Genomic DNA, 25,459 nt, shown 5'->3' on the forward strand with positions numbered 1-25,459 from the left:
CTCCGGGGCTCAGGCGTGCAGCGCCTGTTGTTGCAGCGCGGCCTGCAAGGCCTTGCCGTGTTCGTCGGCCAGCGCGGCATCGCGCAGCCGGGCCAGCTGCGCCGGGGCCAGCGTGGCGCCGTGGCGGTCCAGCACGCCCAGCAGCGTCTGGTAGTTGCGCAGGCCGCGCGCATGGGTGTCGCCATAGCCCTTGACCAGCCGCTGCAGCCGCGCCACTTCCAGTGCCAGCGCCGGGTGGCTGGCCGCCAGTGCCTGCACCCGCTGCACCCAGTGCTCGATGCGCTGGTTCTCCTGCACGTAGCGCAGCGTGCTGCGGCGGGCCACGCGCCAGCGCGACAGCAGCCACAGCAGCGCAAAGCCGCGCAGGCTGGAGGTGCGGATCACGCGCCCTTCCCGCGTGAAGCGGGCCACCAGCCGGTGCAGCGCATGCGGCCGGGCCAGCCAGCGGCCCAGGGCCGCCGGCAGGGTTTCGCACACCTCTTCGATGCGCGGGTGCATGAACTCGTTGATGTGCAGCTGCTGGTCGGCCTTGGCCCGCACCTCGCCCTGCACGCGCTGGAAACGGCTGTCGCGGGTCTTCAGGTCGGCCACGCGGATGGTGTCTTCGTACGACATCCACAGCGCCAGGTGGCGGGCGGTCTCGCGCACCAGGGTGTCCTCGTCGGCGCCGGCCTGGCGCACCAGCGCGGCCAGGCGGTCGAGGTACAGCGCGGCGTAGGCCGTGTCCTGGTAGTCGATGAGCCGGCGCACGCCTTCACGCACCACGTGCTGGCAGGCCGGGCGGTGTTCACGCTCCACGCGCTGCAGCAGCGCGGCTACGGCGGCGGTCTGGGGGGCCGGCGTGGGCACGGTGGCCGCGGGCTCGGCGGCCGGTGCGTCCTGGCCCAGCGCCGCCTGGCAGCCGCGGCCAAAGGCCTTGAGGCTGGGCTTGACGCCCACGCCGCCGCGTTCGATGGTGGCTTCGAAGTCGGCGCGCGAGAAGGGCAGGGCGCCCACGCCGCACAGCGCACCGAACAGCACGGCGCTGATCACGCTGCCGCTTTCTTCGGCGGTGCGCGCCATGTCGAAGCTCACCAGCTTCTGCGCCGCTTCGCGCGCATGCTGCACCAGCACCTCGTCATTCACCCGGCCGTCGCCCATCGCGGCCTTCTCGGCGATGGCGTACACGCGGTGGGTGGAGGTGATGAGGGTGGTGCGCTGCGGTGTCACCAGGCCACGCTGCACAGCGCGGCCGGCTTCCATCAGCTCGGAGCACAGCACCACGTCCACGTCGCCGGGCATGGGCATCAGCGCCAGCACCGGCTGGCGCGTGGTGGGCTGCGGCGCGGGTGGCAGCAGCTCCACGTAGTAGATGGTGGCGCCGGTGCGCTGGGCGACGCCGGGCACCGAGGTGGTCTGGGCATGCCAGCCCTGGTGTTCGCCCAGGTCGACGATCCAGTCGGCCAGCACGCCGCCGCCTTCGCCGCCCATGGCCAGGATGGCGATCTTGATGGGTTGTTGCACGCTCATGGTGGGGCTCTTCAAAAGGCCAATTCAAAAGGCCAGTTGGGCGCGGCGCTGCGCATCGCGGCGCTGCAGCCAGCCGATGACGGCCTGGCGCACGCGCTGGCGCAGGCGGTCGCCGCGGGTGGGGTTGGTGACGATCTCGGCCCGGTAGAAAGAAGGGCACAGCACCGCCGCATGCGACACCTCGCCGCACAGGCCGCAGCCCACGCAGCTGTCCTGCACCGCGGCCACCGGGTCGGTGCGCAGCGGGTCGGGGTTGGGCTTGATGGTCAGCGAGGGGCAGCCCGACAGCCGGATGCACGAGTGGTCGCCGGTGCAGGTGTCGGGGTCGACGCCGAAGCGCTCACGCACCACGCGCTGGCCGGCGGCCACCGCCTTGCGCACCTGGGGCTTCTCGCGGCGCTGCTTGTTCAGCATGCATTCGCTCTGCGCCACCAGCACCTTGGGGCCCTTCTCTTTCGTGGTCAGGGCTTCGCGCAGCGTGGCGGTCATCGCCTTCAGGTCGTAGGTGCGCTTGAGCGTGCGCACCCAGCGCACGCCCACGCCGCGCACCGCCTGCTCGATGGCGTGGCCGGTGCTGCGGGTGGCGTTCAGCGCCTTGGACGACAGGATGTCCTGGCCGCCGGTGGCCGAGGTGTAGCTGTTGTCGACGACGATGGTGAGGTTGTCGCTGCGGTTGAACACCGCATTGGCGATGCCGCTGGTCAGGCCGTTGTGCCAGAAGCCGCCGTCGCCCATCACCGAGATGGCGCGCCGCCCGCCCGGTACGTTGAAGGCCGCCGCGCTGGCCGCACCCAGGCCGTAGCCCATGGTGGTGGCGCCGATGTTGAAGGGCGGCAGGATGGAGAACAGGTGGCAGCCGATGTCGGCCGTGACGTGGTGCGGCCCCAGCTCACGCTCCACCAGCTTCATCGCGGTGAAGATGGGCCGCTCCGGGCAGCCGGTGCAAAAACCCGGCGGCCGCGCGTGCACGTTGGCGGCCAGCTCGGCGCTGGTGGCGGCGGGCGCGGCCACCAGCGGAATCATCTTGCGCGCCTTGGGCTCGGGCGCCAGCTTGCCGTACTGCTGCAAAAAGGCGGTCAGCCCCTTCAGCAGCGTCGCGGTGTTGTATTCACCGGCCAGTGGCAGCAGGTCCTTGCCGTGCAGCGTGGTGGTGCTGCCCAGCCGGCGCAGGATGTCGGCCACGTTCTGCTCAACGAAGTTGGGCTGGCCTTCTTCCAGCACCAGGATGGCCCGCTTGCCCTGGCAGAAGCGCTCGAACTCCGCGTCCACCAGCGGGTAGGCCACGTTCATCACGTACAGCGGCAGCTGGCTTTCGCCGTACACGTCGGCCAGGCCCAGGTGGTTGAGCGCGCGGATCAGCGTGTTGTAGGTGCCGCCCTGCACCACCACGCCCACGTCGTCGGCGTCTTCCGCGAAAAACTCGTTGAGCTGGCGCTCCTGGATGAAGCGCACCGCCGCCGGCCAGCGCTGCTCCACCTTCTCTTTCTCGTGCAGGAAGCTGGCGGGCGGCAGCACGATGCGGTTGACGTCGCGCTGCGGCTCGGCCAGCGCCTGCTGCAGCGTGAAGGCCGACTTGCGGTTGTCGCTGGCCACGAACTGGCCGTGCACGTGGCAGGCGCGGATGCGCAGCTGCAGCATCACCGGCGTGCTGCTGGCTTCCGACAGGTCGAAGCCGTCTTTGACCGCCTGCACGATGCAGGGCAGGTTGGGCCGCGGGTCCAGCAGCCACATCTGCGACTTCATCGCAAAGGCGTGCGAGCGCTCCTGCATGATGGAAGAGCCCTCGCCGTAGTCCTCGCCCACGATGATGAGCGCGCCGCCCAGCACGCCGCCCGAGGCCAGGTTGGCCAGCGCGTCCGAGGCCACGTTGGTGCCCACCGTGGCCTTGAAGGTCACGGCGCCGCGCAGCGGATAGTTGACCGACGCGGCCAGCGTGGCGGCGGCGGTGGCCTCGCTGGCGCTGTTCTCGAACCGGATGCCGTGGTCGGTCAGGATGTCCTGGGCGTCGGCCAGCACGTCCATCAGGTGCGAAATCGGCGCGCCCTGGTAGCCCGCCACGTAGGCCACGCCCGATTCCAGCAGGGCCTTGGTCACGGCCAGGATGCCCTCGCCGCTGAACACCTCGCCTGCGCCCAGGCGCAGCTTCTTGACCTCTTCGACGAATGAGCGCTCGGCCATCGCCATCACCTCCAGTGGGTCGGCACACCCGTCGTGCCGTCACAGCCACTGTCGCCGCCGATCGTTTAGAGGTCAATCAATGAAGAGTCATGGAACCAAGATCGCTGCAGGATGTGGACAGGCATTGCAGAAGGTGGACAGCGGCACGCGCGCAAGCGCGCCGACGGCGCCATTTGTCTGCAGAAAACTGTTTCAGTTGTGCATGTTTTTGGGCGCCCGCGGGCGGTGCGCATGCACCGCGGCGGCGCAGCCCGTCAGGGAAATCACGGGCGCAGTCCGTACTTTTTAGTTCTAAAGTGCTTTAGCGCTTTGGCACTGCTTTTGCGTCATTGCCGTCGGCGCCGGTGGCCTTGCACCGGCATGTTGCTACCGCCTGTCGCCAGGATGTCCCATGCTGATGCCCGCATCCCACCCCCAGCCCGCCGGCCTGCCCCGCGCCATGCTCGGCATGCCTTCGCGCCAGCTGTTCGCCTCCCGCGACCTGCAGGAAACCTGCTCGCAGATCTCACGCGTGATGAAGCGGCATGCGCTGCAGGTGGTGGGGCCGCGCCAGCGGCTCGATGCCCGCATGCACCACCTCACCTTCGGTGACGTGAGCCTGAGCCGCCTCAGCCACGGTGCCGAAGTGCGCATCGAGCCCGGCGAGCTGTCCGACTTCTTCCTGGTGATGATGCCGCTGCACGGCCATGCGCAGGTGCGCTGCGGCAACGAGGCGGTGGACTCCACGCCCGACGTGGCCTCCGTCATCAGCGCGCACCTGGGCACCACCATGCACTGGAGCGCCGATTGCGACCAGCTGATGGTGCGCATCTCGCGGCCGTTCCTGGAACGCATGCTCACCGCCCAGCTGGGCCGTGAACCGGACGCACCGCTGCAGTTTGCGCTGGGCTTTCGCTGGCGCGACCATGCCGCCTGGCACTGCCTGGTGCGCTACCTGGTCGACTGGGCCGACCAGTCGGTGCAGCCCACCGACCACAAGATCATCGTCGGCCAGCTGGAGCAGCTGGTCGCTTCTTCGCTGCTGTGCAGCCAGCCGCACAACTTCAGCGCCGCGCCGGCGGCCCGCCGGTCGGTGGTGCTGCCGCGCCACGTCAAGCGGGTGCAGGAGTACCTGCAGGCCCATGCGCACGAAAGCATCCGCGCTGAAACACTGGCCGACGTGGCGGGCGTCAGCCTGCGCAGCCTGTATGCCGGTTTTCAAGACTTCTGCGGCGTGAGCCCGATGCAGTACCTGCGCAACATCCGCCTCGAACGGGTGCGCGCCGAGCTGCTGGCCGGCACCGTCACCGGCGGCGTGGCCTCGGTGGCGCTGCGCTGGGGCTTCAGCCACCTCGGCCGCTTCAGCGCCGAGTACAAGGCGCACTTCGGCGAATCGCCGAGCCAGACGTTGCGCAGAACCTGAGCCACTGGCCAGGCCCGACAAGCCCTCCTCGCGGAGGGCTTTGTCCATTCATCAGAACGGCACCGTCACCTTCGCCCACAGCGCCTGGCCTTCAGGGCGGTGGCGCACGCCGAATTCGTTCTGCCACTTCACCGTGAACAGCAGGCCCTTGCCGTCGGCATAGCGCAGCGAGGGGCCGATGGCGTTGGCCGCGGCCTTGCCAGTGCCGGCGTTGGGGCCGCGGTCGTCGGTGATCTGGCGGTACACGTGGCCGCCCACGCCCACCACCCAGCCATTGCCCAGGCCCCAGCCCAGCGCATAGTCGGCATGCAGCGCCTGGCCCGAGCGGGTGTCGGTGTCGCCGTTGCGGCGGTTGATGTCCCACATCAGCTTGGCATCGGCATTCAGGCCGCTGGCGGGCATGTAGCTCACCGCTGCCAGCGGCTGGAAGGTGACGATGTTGCGGCCCAGGCTGGCCGGGTTGGTGGTGCTGTAGCTGCCGGTGGGCAGGTAGACGTCCAGGCCTACCGCGCTGTGCAGTTCGGCCGAATGGTGAAAGCCCAGCGCAGTGCCCAGCACCACGTCGCCCAGGCCGCTCTTGCTGAAGTGCTGGCCGCCGGCCTTCACGTCCACGTCCAGCAGCGGGGCCAGCGCCTCGAAGGCCAGCTGGCCGCCCAGCACCTTTTGCTGCGTCACCCACACCAGGCGCGGAATGACGCCGCGCACCTTGACGCTGAAGTCGGGCGGGCTGACGCTGCGGCCACCGGGGCCGAGCACGCGGTCGTAGTTGGCGCCGCCGCCGTACACCAGCAGGTGCACGCCGGGCGGCGGCAGCGCGCCGCTGGCAAAGTTCTCCAGCCCGTCGGGGTACACGCCCAGGCCATTGCCCTCGGTGGCCCAGGTCGCCGGGCTGGTGGCCAGCAGCCCCAGCAGGGCGGCCGCGGCGGCCAGCGGCCGGATCTTGTGGTTGCGGTTCACGGCATCTCTCCTCGGCCCACCCCGGGGCCTGCTTGCGCGGCGGTTGCACGGATCGGGTGGGCCCGACCGCCGCGTCTGCAAAAAACCAGGGCCCACCGATGGCGAAACAGGTGTTTGTGGTGTGGGCGCCCGGCTCAGCGCGGCGCCAGTGCCTGGGCCACCAGGTAGCCCGAGCCGGCCCCCAGGCCGGGGCCCGGGTGGGTGGAAGCGCCGATCTGGAACAGCCCGGCGCAAGAGGTCACGTGGTTGCGTGCACCCGCCGTGGCCGCGAAGGGCCGCAGCCAGAAGAACTGGTCGGGCGAGCACACGCCGGCATAGGGGTCGCCGCCCACCAGGTTGCAGTTCAGCGCCTGCAGGTCGGCCGGGCCGTAGGCCTTGCGGCCGACGATCTGCCCGGCCAGGCCGGGCAGCACCTGGGCCAGCCGCGCCTGCACGCGGTCGGCCATGGCCTCGCGCACCGCGGGGGTCCATTGGCCGTCGGCCGGCACCTCGATCTGACCGGCGGCGTCGCCCTTCAGCCGCGTGGGCAGCTCCTGCATCTGCACCCACAGGATGGCAGCGCCCGCGGGCGCGCGCGTCGGGTCCACCGCGGTGGGCTGGCCGATGGCCAGCGTGGGCCGCGCCGGCAGCAGGCCGTTGTTGGCCTCCACCACCGAGGCGCACACCTGCTCCAGGCTCTCGGTCAGGTGCACCAGCGGCACCTTCGCCATCTCGGGGTCGGCCCAGTTCGGCGGCGCATCGAGCGCAAAGTGGATCTGCATGCCGCCGCGGCCGAAGCGGTAGGCGGCGGCCCGGTCCTGCAGCGGCGCCGGCGCATCGCGCCACAGCCGGCCGTACAGCTGCGGCGGCGTGACGTTGCACACCACCGCGCGGCGGGCGGCCAGGCGCTGGCTGCCCACGCGCACGCCCACGGCGCGGGCGCGGCGGCCGCTGCCTTCCACCAGCACTTCGTCCACATGGGTGCCGACGCGGCATTGGCCGCCGTGGCGCTCGATCACCTGGCGCAGCGCACGCACGATGCCTTCGCTGCCGCCTTGCACCACCGGCATGCCGCCGGCCACCACCGCCGCGAAGGTGAGCTTGCCGATGAGGGCGGAGCAGGCTTCGTCCGGCCCCAGGCCGGAGTGCAGCACCCAGGGCGCCAGCAGCGCGCGGGTCACGTCGTCCTGCAGGTGGCGGTCGGCCCAACGGCGGAAGCTCTCCAGCGAATCGCCGGCAAAGCCCACCAGGCCTTCCAGCCCGCGCTGGCGCCAGGCACCCCACAGCAGCTTGAGCAGGCCGCGGCCATAAGGCTGCTGGCCCAGCAGGCCGAAGGTCAGTGCCGCATCGGCGCCGAAGAGGCGCTCGGCCATCTGGCCCAGCGCCGTGCCATCGCCAGGGCGCAGCGCATTGATGCGGCGCACCGCATCGGCCATGTCCTGCCGCAGCGCCAGGCTGCGGCCATCGGGCAACACCACGCCGGTGCTGTAGTCGCCCTGCGCAAAGCGCAGGCCGGCGGCGGCCAGTTCCTCCTTCAGCTCGGCATAGGCCGGGCTGCCGACGAACAGCGGATACCACTGCGACAGCACGTCGTGCCTGTAGCCCGCAAACAGCTCCTCGGTGCGTATGCAGCCGCCCAGGCGCTCATTGCGTTCCAGCACCAGCACCCGCTGGCCGCGGCGGGCCAGCAGCGCGGCGCCCACCAGGGCATTGATGCCGCTGCCCACGAAGATGACATCGGCGTTGTCCGCGGCCATGGTGCGCCCCTCGTTCACTGCGTCAGGGCCAGCACACGCAGCGGGCTGCCCGAGCCCTGCCGGATCTTCAGCGGCGCGGCCACGATCAGCGCGCCCTGTGGCGGCAGCTGGTCGAGGTTGCGCAGGCATTGCAGCCCGTACTTGTTGGCGCCGTGCATCAGTGTGTGGCAGGGGTAGGGCACCGGCCAGGCGTAGGACTGGCCGGCGTCGGTGTTGATGGTTTCCACGCCGAAGCCCAGCACGTTGCGCTCGCGGATCAGCCACTCCACCGCCTCCTGCGTGGGGCCGGGGGTGTGGGCGCCGTCTTCCTTCAGGTTGAGGAAGGCGGCGGGGTCGGTGATGCGCAGCGACCAGTCGGTGCGCAGCAGCACCCAGGCACCGGCCGGGATGCGGCCATGCTGCTGCTCCCAGGTCTGCACGAAGTCCACGGTCAGCAGCCAGTCGGCATTGCGGGCCACTTCGGCGCTGGCGTCCAGCACCACCGCGGGCGCGATGAAGCGGGCCGGGTCGATGGTGTCCACCGTGTTGGCCGGGTGGTCCTTGCCCGTCACCCAGTGCACCGGCGCGTCGAAGTGGGTGCCGGTGTGCTCGCCGCAGGAGAAGTTGTTCCAGTACCAGCCGGGGCCGGCTTCGTCGTAGTGCGAGATGCGTTCCTGCTTGAAGCCCCACACCTGGCCGAACTGCGGCGGCAGCACCAGCGCCGGAAAGTCGGGCGACAGCGTGTGGGTGAGGTCGACCACGCGCAGCGCGCCGGTCTGCAGGTGGTCAAGGAGTTGGGCGGTGGCGGTCATGCGGGGCCTCTTGCGTGGAGTAACGGGGGTATCAGCCGGCCATGTGCAGCGCGCCGAAGCGGCCGCCATGGAACACCAGCGGTTCGCCCTCGCGGGCGTCCAGGCGCACCACCTGGCCGATGAACAGCTCGTGGTCGCCTTCGGTCACGTACTTGCTGGTGCGGCACACCAGCGTGGCCAGCGCGCCTTCGATCACCGGCACGCCTTCGGCCGCTTCCAGCACTGCCACCTGGTCGAACTTGTCGGTCACGGCCGGGTTGGCGAAGCGGCTGGCCAGGCCTTGCTGGCCCTGCGCCAGCACGCTGATGGCGAAGTGCGGCGCGGCCTGGAAGGCCGCCAGGTTGGGCGAACGGTCCACCAGGCTCCACAGCACCAGCGCGGGCGACAGCGACAGCGAAGCGAAAGAGTTGATGGTCAGCCCCACCGGCCGGCCATCGGCGGTGCGGGTGGTGACGATGGCCACCCCGGTGGGGTAGCGGCCCAGGGCCTGGCGCAAGGCCTTGCCCTCGAACTCGGTCTGGCCCCAGGGAGCCTGCAGAACGGCGCTCATCTCGGTCGTCCCTTCGTGCATCAAGCCGGGGCCAGCTCGGCCATCTTGCTGCCCACGAACGCTTCGCAGGCATCCGCCTCGGCCCACCACGGGAAGAAGTCGGGCGGGTTGTCGAAGCCGTTGACGATGGCCTTGGCGATCGGCGGGCACTGGCCGGCCGCACCCAGCAGGTTGAGGATGTGCGGCGGCGGCGGCGTGAGCATCGAGTTGGTCCAGGTGACCACCGACTGGGCATAGCGCCAGAAGGTCTCGAAGGTCTCGTTCATCCACGCTTCGGTGTAGGGCTGGTCGCCCCGCGCCACGATGGCGTCGAAGTACACCTTGAAGGCCTTGGTGGCGTTGTTCGAGCCCTGGCCGGTGATGGGGTCGTTCACGGCCACGGCATCGCCCAGGCCCAGCACCCGCTTGCCCGAGGGCAGGCGCAGCACCGGCTTGCGGATGGTGGGCGCAAAGCTGCCGGCCAGCACGCCGTTGGCGTCGGTCAGCTCGGCATGGCGGGCGCGCTCGGCTTCCCAGGGCAGGTAGGTGTCCAGCAGCCGGCGGCTGGTGGCCAGGTGCTCCTGCGGGCTGGTGATGCCTTTCCAGCAGTCCATCGGGCCGCCGGGCACGCCTTCGAACACCATGATGTGGCACGGCCCGGTGTGGGTATAGGCCGGGAACACGAAGTACTCGCCCACGCCCGGAATCAGGTTGAAGGCCACGCGGCTGAATTCGGGCGTTTCCTTCAGGCCGTGCACGTAGGTCAGGGCCAGCGCGCGCTGCGGCTTGTCGAACACCGAGCGGGCATGGTCACGCTCGAACAGCTTCACCACCTCGCCCTTGCCGGCGGCCAGCACCACCAGGTCGTGCGACTCGGCCAGCGCTTCCAGCTCGGCCACGCCGGCGTCCTGCAGCAGCAGCTCGCCGCCGCGCTGGGTGAACAGCTCCATCCACACCGGCATCTTCACGCGCTGGTCCACCGACTGGGCCACGTGGTCCAGCCGGTGCGCCCAGTCGATCAGCTTGGCGCCGGGCTGCTCGGGGTGCGGCACCGTCAGGCCGATGCCTTCGACCGGCGGGCATACGGCTTCCCACTGGTTCAGGCCGAGGTCACGCTCGATCTGCAGCGAGGTGTTGAACATGCACTGGCTGGACATGACCTTGCCTTCGCGGATCTGGTCCGGCGTGCGGTTGGACACCAGGGTGACCCGGTAGCCCTGGTTCAGCAGCGAGAGAGCGAGCGGCAGGCCGGCCTGGCCCCCGCCGACGATGGCGATGCGACGCATGGGATTTCCTTTCAATGTGAAGAGACGAGGGTTGGCGTCCTCAGGACATCAGGCGGGGAATGGCGGGCAGGTTCTGTTCCGGGCCCATGGCGGAGTAGCCGCCGTCCACGGCGTAGTCGGCGCCGGTGACGAAGCTGGCCTGCGGCGACAGCAGGAAGGCCACCACCTCGGCCACCTCGGCCGGGTTGCCCAGGCGGCCCAGCAGGTGGTACGAGGCGGCCACCGCATCGGCCTTGGCGCGGTCGCCGCCCGACATCTGGCTGATCGGGTTCGACCAGGTCCAGCCCGGCGACACCGAGTTCACGCGGATGCCGTCGGGCGCGAAGTCCATCGCCATGCTGCGGGTGGCCTGCAGCATCGCGGCCTTGGACACCGGGTACAGCCAGCGGCCCGTCTGCGCCACGCTGGACGAGATGCTGGTGAAGTTGACGATGGCGCCGCCACCGGCCTGGCGCAGGTGCGGCCGCAGCGCGCGGGCCATCATCACCGCGCTCACCAGGTTCACGTTCAGGGCCTGCAGCCAGTCGGCACGCGGCGAATGGGCGCCGTCGTCCAGGTAGGAGCAGGCCAGGTTCACCAGCGCATGCACGCCGCCGAAGGTCTGCACCACGGCGGCCACGCCGGCCTCGATCTGCGCGTCATCGGTCAGGTCCAGCGTGCGGAACTGCACACGCTCGGGGTGGCGGGCCGCCACGCGCGCGCCACCGGCGCTGTCCACGTCGAACACCACCACCTGGGCACCGGCCGCCACCAGGCGGTCGACCACCGCCTCGCCGATCAGGGTGGCGCCCCCGGTGACGATGGCCACCTTTCCGTTCATTGCCTGCATGACATGAGTCCTTTCCGTCGCGCTGCGCCGGCCAGGCTGGCCCGCGTTGGAAAGGATCTTGGTCTGCGCCCCCCTGGCGGCTGTAGCCGGCGGCTGCATCGCTTATCCGCAAACTGCGGACAACGCGCCGGCAATTAGTGACCGCTCTCCATCAAGTTGCGCGCATGCCCGGCGATAACCGGCTGGTGTGCAACCTCAGATGTGATCGGCCATGTGGAAGATCAGCAAGCAGAGCTTCGGCTTCGTTCTCACCTTCGCCAGCCCGATGTCGGCCCAGGACATGCAGGACTGGGTGGCAGAGTCCAAACGCGTGTTGTCCGAACCTTTGCCCGGCGAGTGGGGTGTGGTGGTGGACATGCGTGAGCTGTCGGCCCTGACCGCCGAAGCGCAGAAGCTGATGCAGACCGGCCAGGCGCTGTACAAGCAGGCCGGCATGAAGCGCTCGGCCGTGGCCGTGCGCGATGCCGTCACCGCGATGCAGTTCCGCCGCCTGGCGCGCAACAGCGGCATCGACCAGTGGGAGCGCTACATCAATGTGCAGCAGGTGGCGCAGTGGCAAAGCGCGGCCAAGCGCTGGGTGGTGGAAGGAACCGAACCACCGCAGTAAAGGAGTGCAGCCCCCAAGCTCACTGCGTTCGCGCCCCCCCGAGGGGGAGCCCAGCGCCTTGGGGCGGCCCGGCGGCGCTGGAGTGGAGCCCCCAAGCTCACTGCGTTCGCGTCCCCCCAAGGGGGAGCCCAGCGCCTTGGGGCGGCCCGGCGGCGCTGGGGTCTAGTCCAGCCGCCCGGCCTCGGTATCGCCCGCCGCCGGCGTGGCGGTGGTCATCACCTGCTGGCGCAACTGGCCCAGCAGGTCGGCCATCAGCTTGCGGTCCTGCACGCGCAGGCTGGCGAACATCGAGACCACCCAGGCCTCGTGCACGGTGGCGATCTGCTCGAAGGTGCTGATGCCCAGCGGCGTCAGCCGCACCCGCACCGAGCGGCGGTCTTCCAGGTCGGGCAGGCGTTCCACCCAGCCCTCCTTCACCAACTCGTTGGTCAGGCCGGTGACGTTGCCGCCGGTCACCATCAGGTATTCGCCCAGCAGGCGCATGCCCAGCCCGTCGGCATGCCGGTACAGCTGCGCCATGTAGTCGAAGCGCGCCAGCGAGATGCCGAACTGCTGCCGCAGCCGGCGCCGCAGCTCGGCCTGGATCTGGTTGGTGCAGGCCATCATGCGCAGCCACAGCTTCAGCGACTGATGGTCATCGTCGGTCGCCCGCGCCTCCAGGCCCAGGCTGGCGGGCGGGGGCGGTGCGGTGGGGTGGGGGTCCCGGCTCATCTGAAGATCATGTTACCCCTCCCACCCTGGCGGGCCGGCCGTGCAGCTTCTGCATGAAACCCCTGAAACTGGTTTCATAATCCACCCATGAACGCCCCCCAGCCGCCCGACGACACCGCGCCGACCGAGGTGGCGCGCAGCACCATCGCCGACGTGGCGCGGGTGGCCGGCGTGTCCAAGGCCACGGTGTCGCGCTTTCTCAACCACCGCGACAAGCTGCTGTCGGCCGAGATCGCGGCGCGGGTGGAAGCGGCCATCGCCAGCCTGGGCTACAGCCCCAGCCCGATGGCGCAGGCGCTCAAGCGCGGGCGCTCGCGGCTCATCGGGCTGGTGGTGGCCGACATCACCAACCCCTTCTCGGTGGCGGTGCTGCGCGGCGCCGAGAAAGCCTGCCAGCAGGCCGGCTACCTGGTGATGCTGTTCAACCTGGGCAACCAGAGCGAACGTGAGCGTGAAGGCATCGAGGCGCTGGCCTCCTACCAGGTGGAAGGCTTCATCCTCAACACCCTGGGCGCCGACCCCACGGCCGCCGGCGAGGTGGCCCGCCACGGCAAGCCCGCGGTGCTGGTGGACCGCCGGCCGCCGGGCATGAAGGCCGACTTCGTCTCGCTGGACAACGCCGACGCGGTGCGCCAGGCCGCCGGCCACCTGCTGGCCAACGGCTGGCGCGAGATGCTCTACGTCACCGAGCCCATCAAGGGCGTCAGCTCACGCGTGGAGCGCGAGGCCGCCTTTCGCGCCTTCATCGCCGAGCAGGGCCGCGCCGCCGGCGGCCAGACGCTGGAGGCGGGCGAGGGCGACGACGCCGCGCTGGTGCAGGCCCTGAAGGACTGGCGCAAGCGCGCCGGCCGCAAGCCGGTGGCGGTGATCGCCAGCAACGCGGTGGTGACGCTGCGCGTGGCCAGCGCCGTGGCGCAGCTGGGCTGGCAGTTCGGCACCGACCTGGGCTTCGTCGGCTTCGACGACACCGATTGGGCGCCGCTGATCGGCCCCGGCCTGTCCACCATCGCCCAACCCACCGACGACTTGGGCCACGTGGCTGCCAGCTGCCTGCTGGAGCGGCTGCAGGGCCGGCAACTGCCGGCCAGGCAGATCCTGCTGCCGGGCAAGCTGGTGGTCAGGGGCTCGTCACAGCGCGCAGCCTGAACGGCATCCATCGATCGGGCCACTAGAATGCGAGTGATTCTCATTCGCTCGCATGGCCGTCCCCCCGTCCGCCCTTCACCACCAGGTTCACACGCTGTATGCCGAGCACCATGGCTGGCTGCACGGCTGGATGCGGCGCCGCCTGGGTTGCGGCCACCGTGCCGCCGACCTGGCGCATGACACCTTCATGCGCCTGCTGTCGCGCGAGGAGCCGCTGGCGCTGCAGGAGCCGCGCGCCTTCTTGACGACGGTGGCCCAGCGGGTGCTGGGCAACCACTGGCGGCGCGAGCAGATCGAGCGCGCCTACCTGGAAGCGCTGGCCTCGCACCCGGAGATCGTCGCGCCCTCACCCGAAGAGCGGGCCATCCTGCTGGAAACGCTGCTGGAAATCGACCGTCTGCTCGACGGCCTGCCCGCCGTCGTGCGCCGCGCCTTCCTGATGGCGCAGCTGGACGGCCGGCCGCTGGCCGAGATCGGCGCCGAGCTGGGGCTGTCGCTGGCCACCGTCAAGCGCCACCTGCAGCGCGCGGGCACACGCTGCTTCTTCGCGCTGCGCTGATGGACGCGGCCCAGCCCCCCATTCCGCCGGCGGTGGCCCGCCGCGCCGTGGCCTGGTGGGTGGACCTGCAGGCCGATGCGGCCGACGAAGCCCTGCGCCAACGCTGGCAGCGCTGGCTGGCGCGCGACGACCTGCACCGCCTGGCCTGGGCGCGGCTGGAAGCCGTGGGCGCGCGCCTGAACCAGCGTGTGCATGTGGACCTGGCCGAAGTGCCCGGCGCCGCCGCGCTGGTGCAGGGCACGCTGGCCGGTGCAGCGGGTGCACGGCGGCGTGCGATCAGGGGGTCGCTGGGCGGCGCACTGCTGGCCGCGCTGGGCGGCGGCGCGGCCTGGGCGCTGCACGACGACCCGGCGCTGCGGGCCCGGCTGGCCGACCTGGGCACCGGCGTCGGTGAACGCCGCCGCCGGGTACTGGCCGATGGCACGCGGCTGGCGCTCAACAGCGGCAGTGCCGTCGATGTGCGCTTCGGCCCGGCCGAGCGCCGCCTGGTGCTGCGCCGCGGCGAGGTGCTGCTGGACACCGGCCCCGACCCCCAGGGCCGACCCTTCGTGCTGCAGACGGCCGCCGGCGACCTGCGCCCGCAAGGCACCCGCTGGCGGGTGCGCGAACGCGGCGCCCAGGTGGAAGTGGCCGTGCATGCCGGCGCGGTGGATGTGCACCCCCGAGCGGGCACCGTGCAGCGCCTGCAGGCCGGCCAGCAGGCACGCTTCGACGCCCACGGCATGGGCCCGGCCCAGCCCGCCGACACCGACTTGGCCGCCTGGGCCGACGACATGCTGGTGGCCAGCGGCATGCGGCTGGACGCGTTCCTGGCCGAAGTGGGCCGCCACCGCCGTGGCCGGCTCGATTGCACGCCGCAGGCGGCGGCGCTGCGCGTGTCGGGCAGCTATCCGCTGGCCGACCCCGACCGCCTGCTGGCCATGCTGCCGGTGGTGCTGCCGGTGCGCGCGGTCTGGCGCACCCGCTGGTGGCTCACGCTCGAGATGAAAAGCTGAGCCGTTTGCCGCTCTCGCGTGACAAGCAGGAAGAACCCCCTGTTGTCCGAGAGGAGCCCCATGCATTCCACCCTTCACCGCCCGCTGCCCCGTTGGGCCCGTTGGGCTCGCTACACCGTCTCTGCGGCGCTGGCCTGCACGCTGCCGCTGTCGCCGGTGCTGCTGGCCGCGCTGGCGCCCGCGGCCCAGGCTGCCAGCATCACCTACGACATTCCGGCCGGCCCGCTGGAGCCGGCGCTCAACCGCTTCGGCCGTGAGGCCGGCATCCTGCTGTCGTTTTCCAGCGAGCTGGTGGCCGGCCTGCGCAGCCCCGGCTTGCGCGGCCAGCACGAGGTGGGCGCGGCACTGGAGCGCCTGCTGCAGGGCACCGGCCTGCAGGCCCAGCCGCAGCCGCAGGGCGGCTGGGCGCTGGTGCGCGCTGGCCAGGCAGCGGCTGCCGCCCCGGCCGCCCCAGCCGCTGTCTCGGTCCTGCCGGCGGTCACCGCGCGTGCCGCCGCCGAAACGGCCACCGGCCCGGTGGCCGGCTACGTCGCACGCCGCAGCGCCACCGCCAGCAAGACCGACACCGCGCTGCTCGACACGCCGCAGTCCGTCTCGGTGGTCAGTGCCGAGCGCATCGAGGCACTTGGCGCCACCCGGCTGCAGGAGGTGCTGGCCTACACCCCCGGCGTCGACGGCACCATCTACGGCGACGACTCGCGCTACGACTGGATCGCCGTGCGTGGCTTCGAGACCTTGTCACCCGGCTACTACCTCGATGGCCTGCAGCTGCGCAACAACGCCTGGTGGGCCGTGTGGCAGACCGAGAACTACGGCGTCGAGCGGGTCGAGATCCAGCGCGGCCCGGCCTCGGTGCTGTGGGGCCAGAACGGGCCCGGCGGCATGGTCAACCTGGTGAGCAAGCGGCCCGCGCCCGGGCTGCTGCAGGAGCTGCGCGTCACGCTGGGCAGCCATGCCCGGCGCGAGGTGGCCGCCGACCTGTCCGGCGCCTTCGGCGAAGGCGAAGCCGCGCAGTGGCGGCTGGTGGGCCTGGCGCGCGATGCCGAGCTGCCCGCCGGCGGCATGGCCAACGACCGCCAGTACCTGGCGCCTTCGCTCACGCTCAAGCTGGGGTCCGACACCCGGTTGACGCTGCTGTCGCAGCTGCTGCGCACGCGGGCCGGCGTGTACGTGCGGGTGCTGCCCGAAGCGGGCACCCTGGTGCCCACGGCGGCGGGCACGCGCCTGCCCGCCACCCTGCTGGCGGGTGAACCGGGCTTCAACCGCTTCGACCAGGACCAGACCATGCTGGGCTATGAGCTGGAACACCGGCTGAACGACCGCTGGACCTTCTCGCAAGGCCTGCGCTGGGCGCGGCTGGACGCCGACATGCGTCAGGTCTACCAGACCGGCTACCTCGATGCGGCCCCCGCCAACCCGCAAGACCCGGCCGCCTGGCGTTTGCTCGGCCGCTCGGTCACCACCAGCCGCGAGAAGATCCATTCGCTGGTGGTGGACAGCCGCCTGCAGGGCGACCTGGTGTTCGGCGCCTGGCGCCACACGCTGCTGGCCGGCGTCGACCTGCAGCGCAGCCGGGTCGATCAGGTGAGCGTGTTCGGCGGCACGGTGTCGCCGCTGGACGTGGTGGCGCCTGTGTATGGCGGCGCGGTGGTGCCGGGTGATCCCGCCGTCAACTCGCACACCGTGCTGGAACAGACCGGCCTGTACCTGCAAGACCAGATCCGCCACGGCGCCTGGGTGATGACGCTGGGCGCGCGCCACGACCGCGCCGGGGTGGACACCGACGATCACCTGGCCGACGCCAGCACCCGCCAGCGCGACCACCACACCGGCGTGCGGGCGGGCATCGTCTACCGGGCGGCCGATGGCTGGGCGCAGTATGCCAGCTACGCCAGCTCGTTCGTGCCCTCCACCACGCTGAACCCGGCCACCGGCCGGCCCTTCGAGCCGGAGACCGGGCGCCAGCTGGAAGCCGGCCTGCGCTATGAGCCGGCGGGCCAGCGCGCGGTGTACAGCGCCGCCGTGTTTGAGCTGCAGCGCCGCAACTACGTCACTTACGACGCCTTGTTCGTGCCCTCGGCCCAGGGCGAGGTGACGGTGCGCGGCCTGGAGCTGGAAGCGGTGGCCGAGCCGCGCGCCGGCATGAACCTCACCGCCGCCTATGCCTTCACGCCCAAGGCCGACGTCACGCGCAGCGCCAAGCCCGAAGAGATCGGGAAGCAGGCCACTGCGGTGCCGCGCCACCGGCTCTCGCTGTGGGTGGACCAGCGCCTGGGCGCCGGTCTCAAGCTGGGGCTGGGCGCCCGCGTCGTCGGCTCGCACCACGGCATCGGCGAAACCGCGGTGCGCGACGTGCCTGGCTACACCTTGTTCGATGCACTGCTGGGCTGGGAGATGCGCGCCTGGAGCGTGGCGCTCAACGTCAGCAACCTCACCGACAAGGACGTGATCGTCAACTGCAGCAGCGGCAACTGCTACTACGGCAGCCAGCGGCGCGTGTCATTGAGCGCGGCCTACCGGTTCTGAGCGGTCGATTCACTCACTGCAGCCCGTCGACCTCTTCTCGCACCCGCGCCAGGGCCTTGCGCAGTTCGTCGAGCGCCACCGAGCCCAATGCCAGCCGCAAGGCATGCGGCACCGGCGCGGCCGCGGCAAACGGCTCGGCGGTGGACACCGAAATGCCGTCCTTCAACAACGCGGCCGCCACGCGGTCGGCCCGCGCGCCTTCAGGCAGCGGCAGCCACACGAAGTACGAAGACGGATGCGACTGCACCCGCAGCCCGCGGAGCGCCTGCGCCGCCAGCTGCTGGCGCATCGCGGCATCGGCGCGCTTGTCGGCTTCCAGCCGCGCCACCGTGCCATCGGCCAGCCAGCCCAGCGCGATGGCCGTCATCACGCCCGGCGTGTTCCAGGTGGTGGCGCGTATGGCCCGCTGCAGCCGCGGCACCCAGGCTGCCGGCGCCGCCACAAAGCCCACGCGCAGGCCGGTGGCCAGGCTCTTGGAAAAGCCGGACACGTACACCGTGGCTTCGGGCAGCCAGGTGGCCAGCGGCGGCGGCGCTTCGGGCGCCAGAAACGCGTAGGCCGCATCCTCGATCACCAGCAGGCCGTGGCGGCGCGCCAGCGCGGCCAGCTGGCGGCGGCGGGTGGCGCTCATCACCCAGCCCAGCGGGTTGTGCATCGTGGGCATGGTGTACAGCGCCCGCACCTGCCGCCGTCGGCACAGCGCCTCCAGCGCGTCCAGGTCCGGCCCGGGGCCGGCCGCCGGCACCGCCAGCAGTTCCAGGTGCTGCTGCTCGGCCAGCACCTTGAAGCCCGGGTAGGTCAGCGCATCGGCGGCCACCACGTCGCCCGGCTGCAGCAAGGCCATCACCGCCGTGGCCAGGCCATGCTGCGCGCCATCGCAGATCAACACCTGATCGCCCGCCACCTGCAGCCCGCGGTCCTGCAGGTGGCGGGCGATGGCGGCCCGCTCATGCGGCCGGCCGCCGTGGGGCTGGTAGCGCAGCAGCGCGTCCAGGTCGCCACCGGCTGCCAGCTGGCGCAAGGCCTGGCGCAGCAGCTCGGCCTGGCCGGGCACCGCGGGGTAGTTGAAGCTCAGGTCCACCACGCCATCGGCCGCCGCCTGCTGGTCGATGCCCAGGCCGCGCGGCAAGGCCACCTCGCGCACGAAGGTGCCGCGGCCGGTTTCGCCGCTCACCAGGCCCATCGCTTCCAGCTCCGCGTACGCGCGGGTGGCCGTCACCAGCGCCAGGCCCTCGGCCGCGGCCAGCGCCCGGTGCGTGGGCAGGCGCGTGCCGGGTGGCAGCCGGCCCTGGCGGATGTCGGCGGCCAGGCGGTCCACCAGCGGCTTGTAGCGGGGCAGGGGCATGGCGGCGGCGTGTATCCATGACAATCGTTTGATCGTATCGGATGGTGGCCCTAGCATCGGCCGCATGCACACCGCCATCCTCACCTTTGAAGGCTTCAACGAGCTGGACTCGCTCATCGCGCTGGGCATCCTGCGCCGCATCCAGCGCCCCGGCTGGCGGGTGACGCTGGCCACGCCCACGCCGCGTGTGCGGTCGATGAACGGCGTGGTGCTGGAAGGGCAAAGCACGCTGGAAGAGGCGAGCCAGGCCGATGCGGTGATCGTGGGCAGCGGCCTGCTCACGCGCCAGGTGGTGGCCGATGCGGCGCTGATGGCGCGCCTGCAGCTGGACCCCACGCGGCAATTGGTCGGCGCCCAATGCTCCGGCACCCTGGTGCTGGCCAGGCTGGGCCTGCTGCAAGGCGTGGCGGCCTGCACCGACCTGACCACCAAGCCCTGGGTGCAGGAAGCCGGCGTGGGCGTGCTCGACCAGCCCTTCTTCGCCCGCGGCAACGTGGCCACTGCCGGCGGCTGCCTGGCCGCGCAGTACCTGGCCACCTGGGTCATCGCCCGCAGCGAAGGCGTGGAGGCGGCGGCCCAGGCCATGCACTACGTGGCCCCGGTGGGCGAGAAGGACGACTACGTGGCCCGTGCGCTGGGCAATGTGGCGCCGTACCTGCCTGCGATGGATGAGCCGGTTGGCGCCTGAAGCTGGACGCCTTGACCGCGAAAGCCGACCCGCTCGCTGCGCGCCTTGGGCGGGCAGCGAGGTTGGGGGCAACTTAGTGACGGCGACCGCGCCCGGATGACAAGCGCAGGCCCAGGCCCAGTGCGCCCAGGCCGGCCAGCAGCATGCCGTAGGTGGAGGGCTCCGGCACGGCAGAAACGTAGGAGCTGATGAACTCCACGCGCACGCCCGTCGGGTTGGTGTACGGGCTGTTGTAGTTCGTGACCTCAAAACGCAAGGAATTGACGCCGTCGACGAAACCGGAATTGACCGAGAACACTTCCCAGTTGGAGGCGCCTTGGGTGAGTTCGACGCCGTTCAAATACGCCTTCCCGAAGTCGTCGGCAAACCATTTGAGAGACATCTGCGCCGTGCTGGCGTTCTTGCCGCTCAGGTCAAACTGCAGGGTCCAGTTGTAGATGCCATCCAGCCCCGTGTTCCGGTCGAAACTGGTGCCTTGCAGTGCGGTCGGCGTGAGCCAGCTGGAGGCCTCGGTGTTCAGCGGCCAGTACGTGTTGCTCGTGAGCGGATAGGAGCCGTTGCTGGTGACCACCCCGTAGGTGCCGGAGGACGTGGTGGTGCCGAATGCGCTGCCTTGAACTCTGGAGAACGCGTAGTTGTAGTCGACACTGCCGGCAGATAGGCCGTATCCGGTGCTGACCAGTCCTGAAATGGTGTCTGCTTGTGCTTGCAATGCCAGTGTGCAGGTGGCGGCGACTACTGCTAGTTTGGCGGCTTTTGCGATCATGTTAGCTGTGAAGGTGTAGCGGGGGTCTGAAGCAATTTGGCAATTGGCAGAAGCGTCGGCAGCCGACATCAGGTACGGCAAATCGTCAGCGAAGAGGCTGATGGCTCAATTGTCCGGGGGCGGGTCTGTGAGCTGTTGACTTGTGGTGGGATATGGATCCTTTGCAATGAAGCTGCAGCACGGCGGTGCCGTGCGGCTTGAGCCTAGCGTTGGCACTCGTGCCGGTCAAAGGCCTTCTGCTTCAAGCAATCGATGGACCACAGGTCGGACATTTGTCGTGAATGTTGACCGCGAAAAACATCACGCAATTGTCGCGTTTCGCACAGAGCCAATGCTGCAGGTTGAATGAGGCGCTGGCGATGCACCAAGTCGTCGAATTGGCGCCATCCGTGCAAGGTGACCATCTTGTCGCGCACCAACGCGCAGCGCGGCCATTGGGCCGCGCTTTGTTCCGTCAATCAAAAATGTGGCCGCTTTTAGGAGCCCAAATGCGCCGTCACGGAGTTCGACAAGCTCGTCATTTGGAAGTCGGCCTGACCCTTCTTCAGCGATAAGCCTGGTACGTCGCCGTCTCGAAGTTGACGTAGCCCATGAACGAGCCCGGGTCGCCGAAGGGCAGGATCTGCGTGGCCCAGAAGCCGCCGATGCCGCTTTCGCGGTCGACCCAATAGAACAGGTTGGCCAGGCCTGCCCAGCCTTGGGCGCCGGCCGGGCGGCCGGTGGGGGCGGGTGCTTCGTTGATCATGAAGGGCAGTGACCAGGCCTTGGGCAGGCCGGGGAAAAACTCCGCGTCGTTCGACAGCGTCTTGATCACGCCGGGCAGCATCGTCACCTTCAGCTTGGGGTCCAGGTGGCGCTGGCAGGCCATGGCCACCGTCTCGGGCTTGAGCACGCGGCCGTGCGGGCCGGCCCCGTCGTTCAGCCACATGCGGATGAACTTCATGTACTCACCCACCGTGCCATAGAGGCCGTGACCGCCGCAGTGCACTTCGGGCTTGGCGGGCAGCTCGAAGTCCATCGCTTCCAGCCGGCCGTCGGGGTGGCGCGCATGCATGCCGGCCACGCGGGCGCGCAGGCGGTCGTCGATCTCGAAGGTCATGTCCTCGATGCCCAGCGGCGCAAAGATGCGCTGGCGGAACACCTCGCCCAAGCGCTGGCCGGTGATGCCTTCCACCACCTGGCCCACCCAGTCGATGTTGCTGCCGTATTCCCAGCGCTCACCGGGGTCGAACAGCAGCGGCGTTTGCAGCGCGGCGCGGGTGGCGGTGATCACGCTGGGCTGCTTGCCCGCATCGGCCAGGCGCTTGTAGTTTTCGTTGAAGAAGTCGTAGCCAAAGCCGCCGGTGTGCGTCAGCAGCTGGCGGGTGGTCACCTGCGTCTTGGGCGGGCGCGTGCGGGCGTTGCCCTGCTCGTCAACGCTTTCCAGCACCTGCAGCTGGCCGATGGCCGGCGCATACCGCGCGGCCGGTGCGTCCAGGTCCAGCTGGCCGCTTTCCACCAGCTGCAGCGCGGCGGTGGCGGTGATGGCCTTGGTGGTGGAAAAGATGGCAAACACCGTGTCGGTGCTCATCGGCGCCGGTGCGCCCAGGCGGCGCACGCCGGCCGCGCCCTCATACACATTGCCATTGCGGTCGGTGACCATTGCCACCACGCCGGGCACCTGGGGGCTGTCTTCCACCGTGCTCTTCAAGATGGAGTCCAGCGTGGCCTGCAACTGCTTGCTCATGGGTTTGTCTCCTGTGCTGTGGTCAGTGCATCTCGAATCCGGGGTAGCCATCACGCGCCACCTCGTCGCAGCGGCGCTTGTAGTCGCCCACGCCGCCGGTGTAAGACAGTACGCGCCGTGGCTTACCGGGTACGTTGGAACCCACATACCACGACGTGGTCTTGCTGATCAGCGTGGCATTGGCCGTTTCGTCGTGGTGGCGCACCCAGGCGGCTTCCGCGGCGGCGGTGGGCTCCACCACGCGCTTGCCGTGGCGGCGCATGTGGCCCACCAGGCCGGTGATCCATTCGGTCTGCTGCTGCAGGCAGGTGGTCATGTTGCACAGCGCAGCCGAAGGCGCCAGCGGCACCGCGGTGGTCAGCAGGTTGGGGTAGCCGTGCTTGGCCAGGCCCATGGTCGTGCGGATGTCGGTGAACCAGTCGTCGCGCAGCGACCGGCCGCCGCGGCCGCGGATGTCGATGCGCGTCAACGCGCCGGTGCCCGCATCAAAGCCCGTGGCCAGCACGATCACGTCCAGCTCATGCACCGTGCCATCGGCCAGCTGAATGCCCTGCGGCACGATGCGCGCTATCGGGTTGGCCTTGACGCTCACCGCTTCCACGTTCGGGCGGTGGTACACCTCCAGGTAGTTGGTTTCCAGCGGCACGCGATGCGTGCCGAAGCCGTAGTCCTGCGGAATCAGCAGCTCGCACAGGCGGGGGTCCTTCAGGCGCTGGCGCATCTTCTCGCGCACAAACTCCGAGATCTCTTCGCTGATCTGCTCGTCGAAGAACATCTCGGCGTACGAGGCCAGCCACAGCTTGAGCGAGCCATCGGCATGCACCTCTTCCAGCCAGGCGCGGCGCTGCTCGGGCGTGTCGGTGGCCCACTGGCGGGTGAAGTCGTACTCAAAGCCGGTGAAGCTGTGGGGCAGTGTGTCGCGCAGCTCCTCGAAGCGCGCCTTGTAGGCCGCGGCCTCGCGCTCGCCATAGCTGGGGTTCTTCATCGGCAGCACATACTGCGGCGTGCGGATGAACACCTTCAGCTGCTTCACCTGGTCGGCAATGGTCTGGATCACCTGGATGCCGGTGGCGCCGATGCCCACCACGCCCACGCGCTGCTCGCGCAGGTCCAGCGGCTGGTGCGGCCAGCGCCCGGTGTGGAAGATGCGGCCGGCAAAACTCTCCTGCCCCTCGAACACCTTCTCCATCGGCGCCGACAGCATGCCGGCGCAGGTGATCAGGTACTGGGTGTCGATCTGCTCGCCGGTGTCGGTGCTCACCCGCCAGCGGCCGCGGCTGTCGTCCCACTCCGCGCGGGTGATGCGGGTGTTGAACTGGATGTCGGGCCGCAGCGCCAGCCGGTCGGTCACGTAGTGCATCCAGCGCTCGATCTCGGGCTGGCCGGGAAACTTCGAACTCCAGGTCCAATCGGTGTACAGGCTTTTGTCAAACAGGTACTGGTAGATGTAGGCCTCTGAGTCGAACTTGGCGCCGGGGTAGCGGTTCCAGTACCAGGTGCCGCCCACGTCGCTCGCGGCGTCGTACACACGCACCTTCAAATCCAGCTGCCGCAGCTGGTGCAGCTGGTACAGGCCGGCCACGCCGGCGCCGATGATCAGCGCGTCGAGCGTGCGGGTGGTGCTGCCGTTCGATGGAATGGGTTCCGTCATCTTCCTCTCCATGCGGTGGATCAATCCGCCCCGAACGCCAGCGTTCAGGCGGGAGCCGCAGGTTAGGAAGGGCCAGCCGCGCGGGCTTGAACAATCGCTGCGCGCGCGTTGAAGATTCGGCCCGGCCCGGGCAAACCCCGGGTAGGTCGGTCTGTGCGTCGGTCTGCCTGTCAGTGCCCGCGCCGCAGCTCGCCGGGCGTGCGGCCCAGCCGGGCCTTGAGCGTGCGCGTCATGTGCGCCTGGTCGGCAAAGCCGGTGGCCGCGGCCACCGCCTTCAGCGGCAGGTTGCCGTGGTGCAGCAGCTGGCGCGCACGCTCCACCCGGCGGTCGATCACGTAGCGGTGGGCCGTGGTGCCCCAGCTGCTGCGCAGCAGGCGGCCCAGCGCGCACACGCCCACGCCGGCCACGCGGGCCAGCTGCTCCAGCGAGATGGGCTCGCACAGGTGCGCATCCACATACTCCTGCAGCCGGCGCGCCTGCACCGGGTGCAGCCGCTCATCGCGCGGCGCCTGCTTGAACCGAAAGGCCGCGTAGTGCCGCAGCAGGTGAATGCCCAGCTGGGTAGACAGCGCCTCGGCATACAGCGAGCAGCCCACGCTGGCGGTGGTGGCCTCTTGGCGCAGCAGGTGCGTCATCTGCGTGACGATGGGGTCGGCGCCGCTCAGCACGTCGTGCAGGCGCACCTCGTCCACCGGCCGGCCTTCCATCTCGCTGGCCAGGCGGCACAGCAGGTCGTTGGTCAGGTACACGTGCGACACCACGATGTCCTCGGTCCAGTGCCAGTGCGAGTCGGCCGATTCGGTCATCAACGAGAACAGCCCGGCCGCGCAGCTGGTGCGCGTCCACCGACCATCGAACTGCCGCCGCATGGGCGTGAAGCCGTCTTCGTACTGCACGATCAAGAAGCAGTCCAGCGGCGGAATCTCCACGTCCTGCCCGCGGTAGCGGTAGGTGCGCTGGCTGACGCCCTGCCAGTGCAGGTCGTCGCTGGCGCACAGGATCTCGCCCGGCACCCACACGGGCAAGTCGGCATAGCCGATGCGCTCAGGCCGCCGCGCCGGCGGCGCGGGAATCGAGGGAAGTGCTCGCACGGCGGGCTCCCAGGAAGTCAGGGAGGGATTGCAGCGAGTGGGGTGGGGGGAGTCAAGGGGGAGTACCCGGCGGGGGAGGGGCGCAGGAGATGGTTGTTTCAGGCAGTGGGCCGGTGCTCAGGCACGGCCGACAAGCCGGTGGCAACCCTATGGGCGGCGACCACGAGGAACCCGCGAAAGGCGCGGTCGGTGATTCGAATATTGCCCTTGCCGATGTGGGCAGCGACAAAGTCCACGGCTTGCCGCCTTGGTAAGCAGTCGCCCAGCTTGCGGTGTACCTCTACCAGCAGATCGCCGGGTGGGACATGCTGGTCCAGCAAATCAGCCAGCACATTTGTTCGTAACCCATGCTCATCCGCAGCCACGATCCAGGAGCGGCTGGCTGCCTGCACCTCGGGGAAATGCTTGACCATCAACTCAGGAACACGGCT

At 70.0% G+C, this 25,459-nt stretch carries 22 protein-coding genes; 7 read left to right on the forward strand and 15 right to left on the reverse strand.

Annotated features, from left to right (window positions below; genetic code table 11):
* Positions 1-9 precede the first annotated feature (9 nt).
* Both MW290_RS07555 and MW290_RS07560 read right to left on the reverse strand, forming a co-directional pair.
* Positions 10-1,509 (reverse strand): indolepyruvate oxidoreductase subunit beta family protein, encoded by a 1,500-nt coding sequence (locus tag MW290_RS07555; protein ID WP_250194067.1) that lies wholly within the window; start codon positions 1,507-1,509, stop codon positions 10-12.
* A gap of 24 nt (positions 1,510-1,533) precedes the next feature.
* Positions 1,534-3,687, reverse strand: coding sequence for a thiamine pyrophosphate-dependent enzyme (locus MW290_RS07560; RefSeq protein ID WP_250194068.1), 2,154 nt, complete (start codon positions 3,685-3,687; stop codon positions 1,534-1,536).
* Positions 3,688-4,078: 391 nt separating this feature from the next.
* Here MW290_RS07560 and MW290_RS07565 point away from each other — a divergent pair, with 391 nt between their 5' ends.
* Entirely contained in the window at positions 4,079-5,089 is a 1,011-nt protein-coding gene (locus MW290_RS07565; RefSeq protein WP_250194069.1) for an AraC family transcriptional regulator, read from the forward strand.
* Positions 5,090-5,140: 51 nt separating this feature from the next.
* Here the strand turns inward: MW290_RS07565 and MW290_RS07570 are convergent, their stop codons facing one another.
* From MW290_RS07570 to MW290_RS07595, 6 genes are all read right to left on the reverse strand, one after another.
* A complete protein-coding gene (locus MW290_RS07570) occupies positions 5,141-6,046 on the reverse strand; it encodes a SphA family protein (RefSeq protein ID WP_250194070.1) in 906 nt (301 codons plus the stop codon).
* A 134-nt stretch (positions 6,047-6,180) separates the two neighbouring features.
* Positions 6,181-7,782, reverse strand: coding sequence for a phytoene desaturase family protein (locus tag MW290_RS07575; RefSeq protein WP_250194071.1), 1,602 nt, complete (start codon positions 7,780-7,782; stop codon positions 6,181-6,183).
* A gap of 14 nt (positions 7,783-7,796) precedes the next feature.
* On the reverse strand, positions 7,797-8,573 hold the full coding sequence (locus MW290_RS07580) for a cyclase family protein (protein ID WP_250194072.1): 777 nt from the start codon (positions 8,571-8,573) through the stop codon (positions 7,797-7,799).
* Between the two features lie 31 nt (positions 8,574-8,604).
* The gene (locus tag MW290_RS07585; RefSeq protein WP_250194073.1) at positions 8,605-9,123 is read right to left on the reverse strand and encodes a flavin reductase family protein; all 519 of its coding nucleotides are present in this window, start codon (positions 9,121-9,123) and stop codon (positions 8,605-8,607) included.
* Positions 9,124-9,143: 20 nt separating this feature from the next.
* Entirely contained in the window at positions 9,144-10,388 is a 1,245-nt protein-coding gene (locus MW290_RS07590; protein WP_250194074.1) for a styrene monooxygenase/indole monooxygenase family protein, read from the reverse strand.
* A gap of 40 nt (positions 10,389-10,428) precedes the next feature.
* A complete protein-coding gene (locus MW290_RS07595) occupies positions 10,429-11,217 on the reverse strand; it encodes an SDR family oxidoreductase (RefSeq protein WP_250194075.1) in 789 nt (262 codons plus the stop codon).
* 211 nt (positions 11,218-11,428) lie between these two features.
* On the opposite strand from MW290_RS07595, the gene MW290_RS07600 reads away from it, so the two are divergent.
* On the forward strand, positions 11,429-11,824 hold the full coding sequence (locus tag MW290_RS07600) for a hypothetical protein (RefSeq protein ID WP_250194076.1): 396 nt from the start codon (positions 11,429-11,431) through the stop codon (positions 11,822-11,824).
* A 162-nt stretch (positions 11,825-11,986) separates the two neighbouring features.
* Here MW290_RS07600 and MW290_RS07605 read toward each other — a convergent pair whose 3' ends face one another.
* Positions 11,987-12,535, reverse strand: coding sequence for a MarR family winged helix-turn-helix transcriptional regulator (locus MW290_RS07605; protein WP_250194077.1), 549 nt, complete (start codon positions 12,533-12,535; stop codon positions 11,987-11,989).
* A gap of 87 nt (positions 12,536-12,622) precedes the next feature.
* Here MW290_RS07605 and MW290_RS07610 point away from each other — a divergent pair, with 87 nt between their 5' ends.
* From MW290_RS07610 to MW290_RS07625, 4 genes are read left to right on the forward strand one after another with little or no spacing between them, the layout of a single operon-like run.
* A complete protein-coding gene (locus tag MW290_RS07610) occupies positions 12,623-13,681 on the forward strand; it encodes a LacI family DNA-binding transcriptional regulator (protein WP_250194078.1) in 1,059 nt (352 codons plus the stop codon).
* Between the two features lie 52 nt (positions 13,682-13,733).
* A complete protein-coding gene (locus MW290_RS07615) occupies positions 13,734-14,240 on the forward strand; it encodes a sigma-70 family RNA polymerase sigma factor (RefSeq protein WP_250194079.1) in 507 nt (168 codons plus the stop codon).
* Positions 14,240-15,235: a FecR domain-containing protein gene (locus MW290_RS07620; protein ID WP_250194080.1), complete on the forward strand. Its 996-nt coding sequence runs from the start codon at positions 14,240-14,242 to the stop codon at positions 15,233-15,235. Before MW290_RS07615 ends, MW290_RS07620 begins: the two co-directional genes overlap by 1 nt.
* Before the next feature lie 60 nt (positions 15,236-15,295).
* Positions 15,296-17,761, forward strand: a complete 2,466-nt coding sequence (locus MW290_RS07625; RefSeq protein WP_250194081.1) for a TonB-dependent siderophore receptor — start codon at positions 15,296-15,298, stop codon at positions 17,759-17,761.
* Between the two features lie 13 nt (positions 17,762-17,774).
* Here MW290_RS07625 and MW290_RS07630 read toward each other — a convergent pair whose 3' ends face one another.
* Positions 17,775-19,106 carry an aminotransferase-like domain-containing protein gene (locus tag MW290_RS07630; RefSeq protein ID WP_250194082.1) on the reverse strand — a complete coding sequence of 444 codons (1,332 nt, stop codon included), beginning with the start codon at positions 19,104-19,106 and terminating at the stop codon, positions 17,775-17,777.
* 64 nt (positions 19,107-19,170) lie between these two features.
* On the opposite strand from MW290_RS07630, the gene MW290_RS07635 reads away from it, so the two are divergent.
* A complete protein-coding gene (locus tag MW290_RS07635) occupies positions 19,171-19,794 on the forward strand; it encodes a DJ-1/PfpI family protein (protein ID WP_250194083.1) in 624 nt (207 codons plus the stop codon).
* A gap of 73 nt (positions 19,795-19,867) precedes the next feature.
* Here MW290_RS07635 and MW290_RS07640 read toward each other — a convergent pair whose 3' ends face one another.
* The 5 genes from MW290_RS07640 to MW290_RS07660 form a co-directional block, all read right to left on the reverse strand.
* Positions 19,868-20,629, reverse strand: coding sequence for a PEP-CTERM sorting domain-containing protein (locus MW290_RS07640; RefSeq protein WP_250194084.1), 762 nt, complete (start codon positions 20,627-20,629; stop codon positions 19,868-19,870).
* A 475-nt stretch (positions 20,630-21,104) separates the two neighbouring features.
* Positions 21,105-22,286, reverse strand: coding sequence for a methyl acetate hydrolase AcmB (gene acmB / locus MW290_RS07645; protein WP_250194085.1), 1,182 nt, complete (start codon positions 22,284-22,286; stop codon positions 21,105-21,107).
* Positions 22,287-22,308: 22 nt separating this feature from the next.
* The gene (locus MW290_RS07650) at positions 22,309-23,937 is read right to left on the reverse strand and encodes a flavin-containing monooxygenase (RefSeq protein WP_250194086.1); all 1,629 of its coding nucleotides are present in this window, start codon (positions 23,935-23,937) and stop codon (positions 22,309-22,311) included.
* 170 nt (positions 23,938-24,107) lie between these two features.
* Positions 24,108-25,028 (reverse strand): AraC family transcriptional regulator, encoded by a 921-nt coding sequence (locus MW290_RS07655; protein ID WP_250194087.1) that lies wholly within the window; start codon positions 25,026-25,028, stop codon positions 24,108-24,110.
* A gap of 98 nt (positions 25,029-25,126) precedes the next feature.
* On the reverse strand, positions 25,127-25,441 hold the full coding sequence (locus MW290_RS07660) for a hypothetical protein (RefSeq protein WP_250194088.1): 315 nt from the start codon (positions 25,439-25,441) through the stop codon (positions 25,127-25,129).
* Positions 25,442-25,459 lie beyond the last annotated feature (18 nt).

This window comes from Aquincola tertiaricarbonis (genome assembly GCF_023573145.1).
Taxonomy (GTDB): Bacteria; Pseudomonadota; Gammaproteobacteria; order Burkholderiales; family Burkholderiaceae_C; genus Aquincola; species Aquincola tertiaricarbonis_B.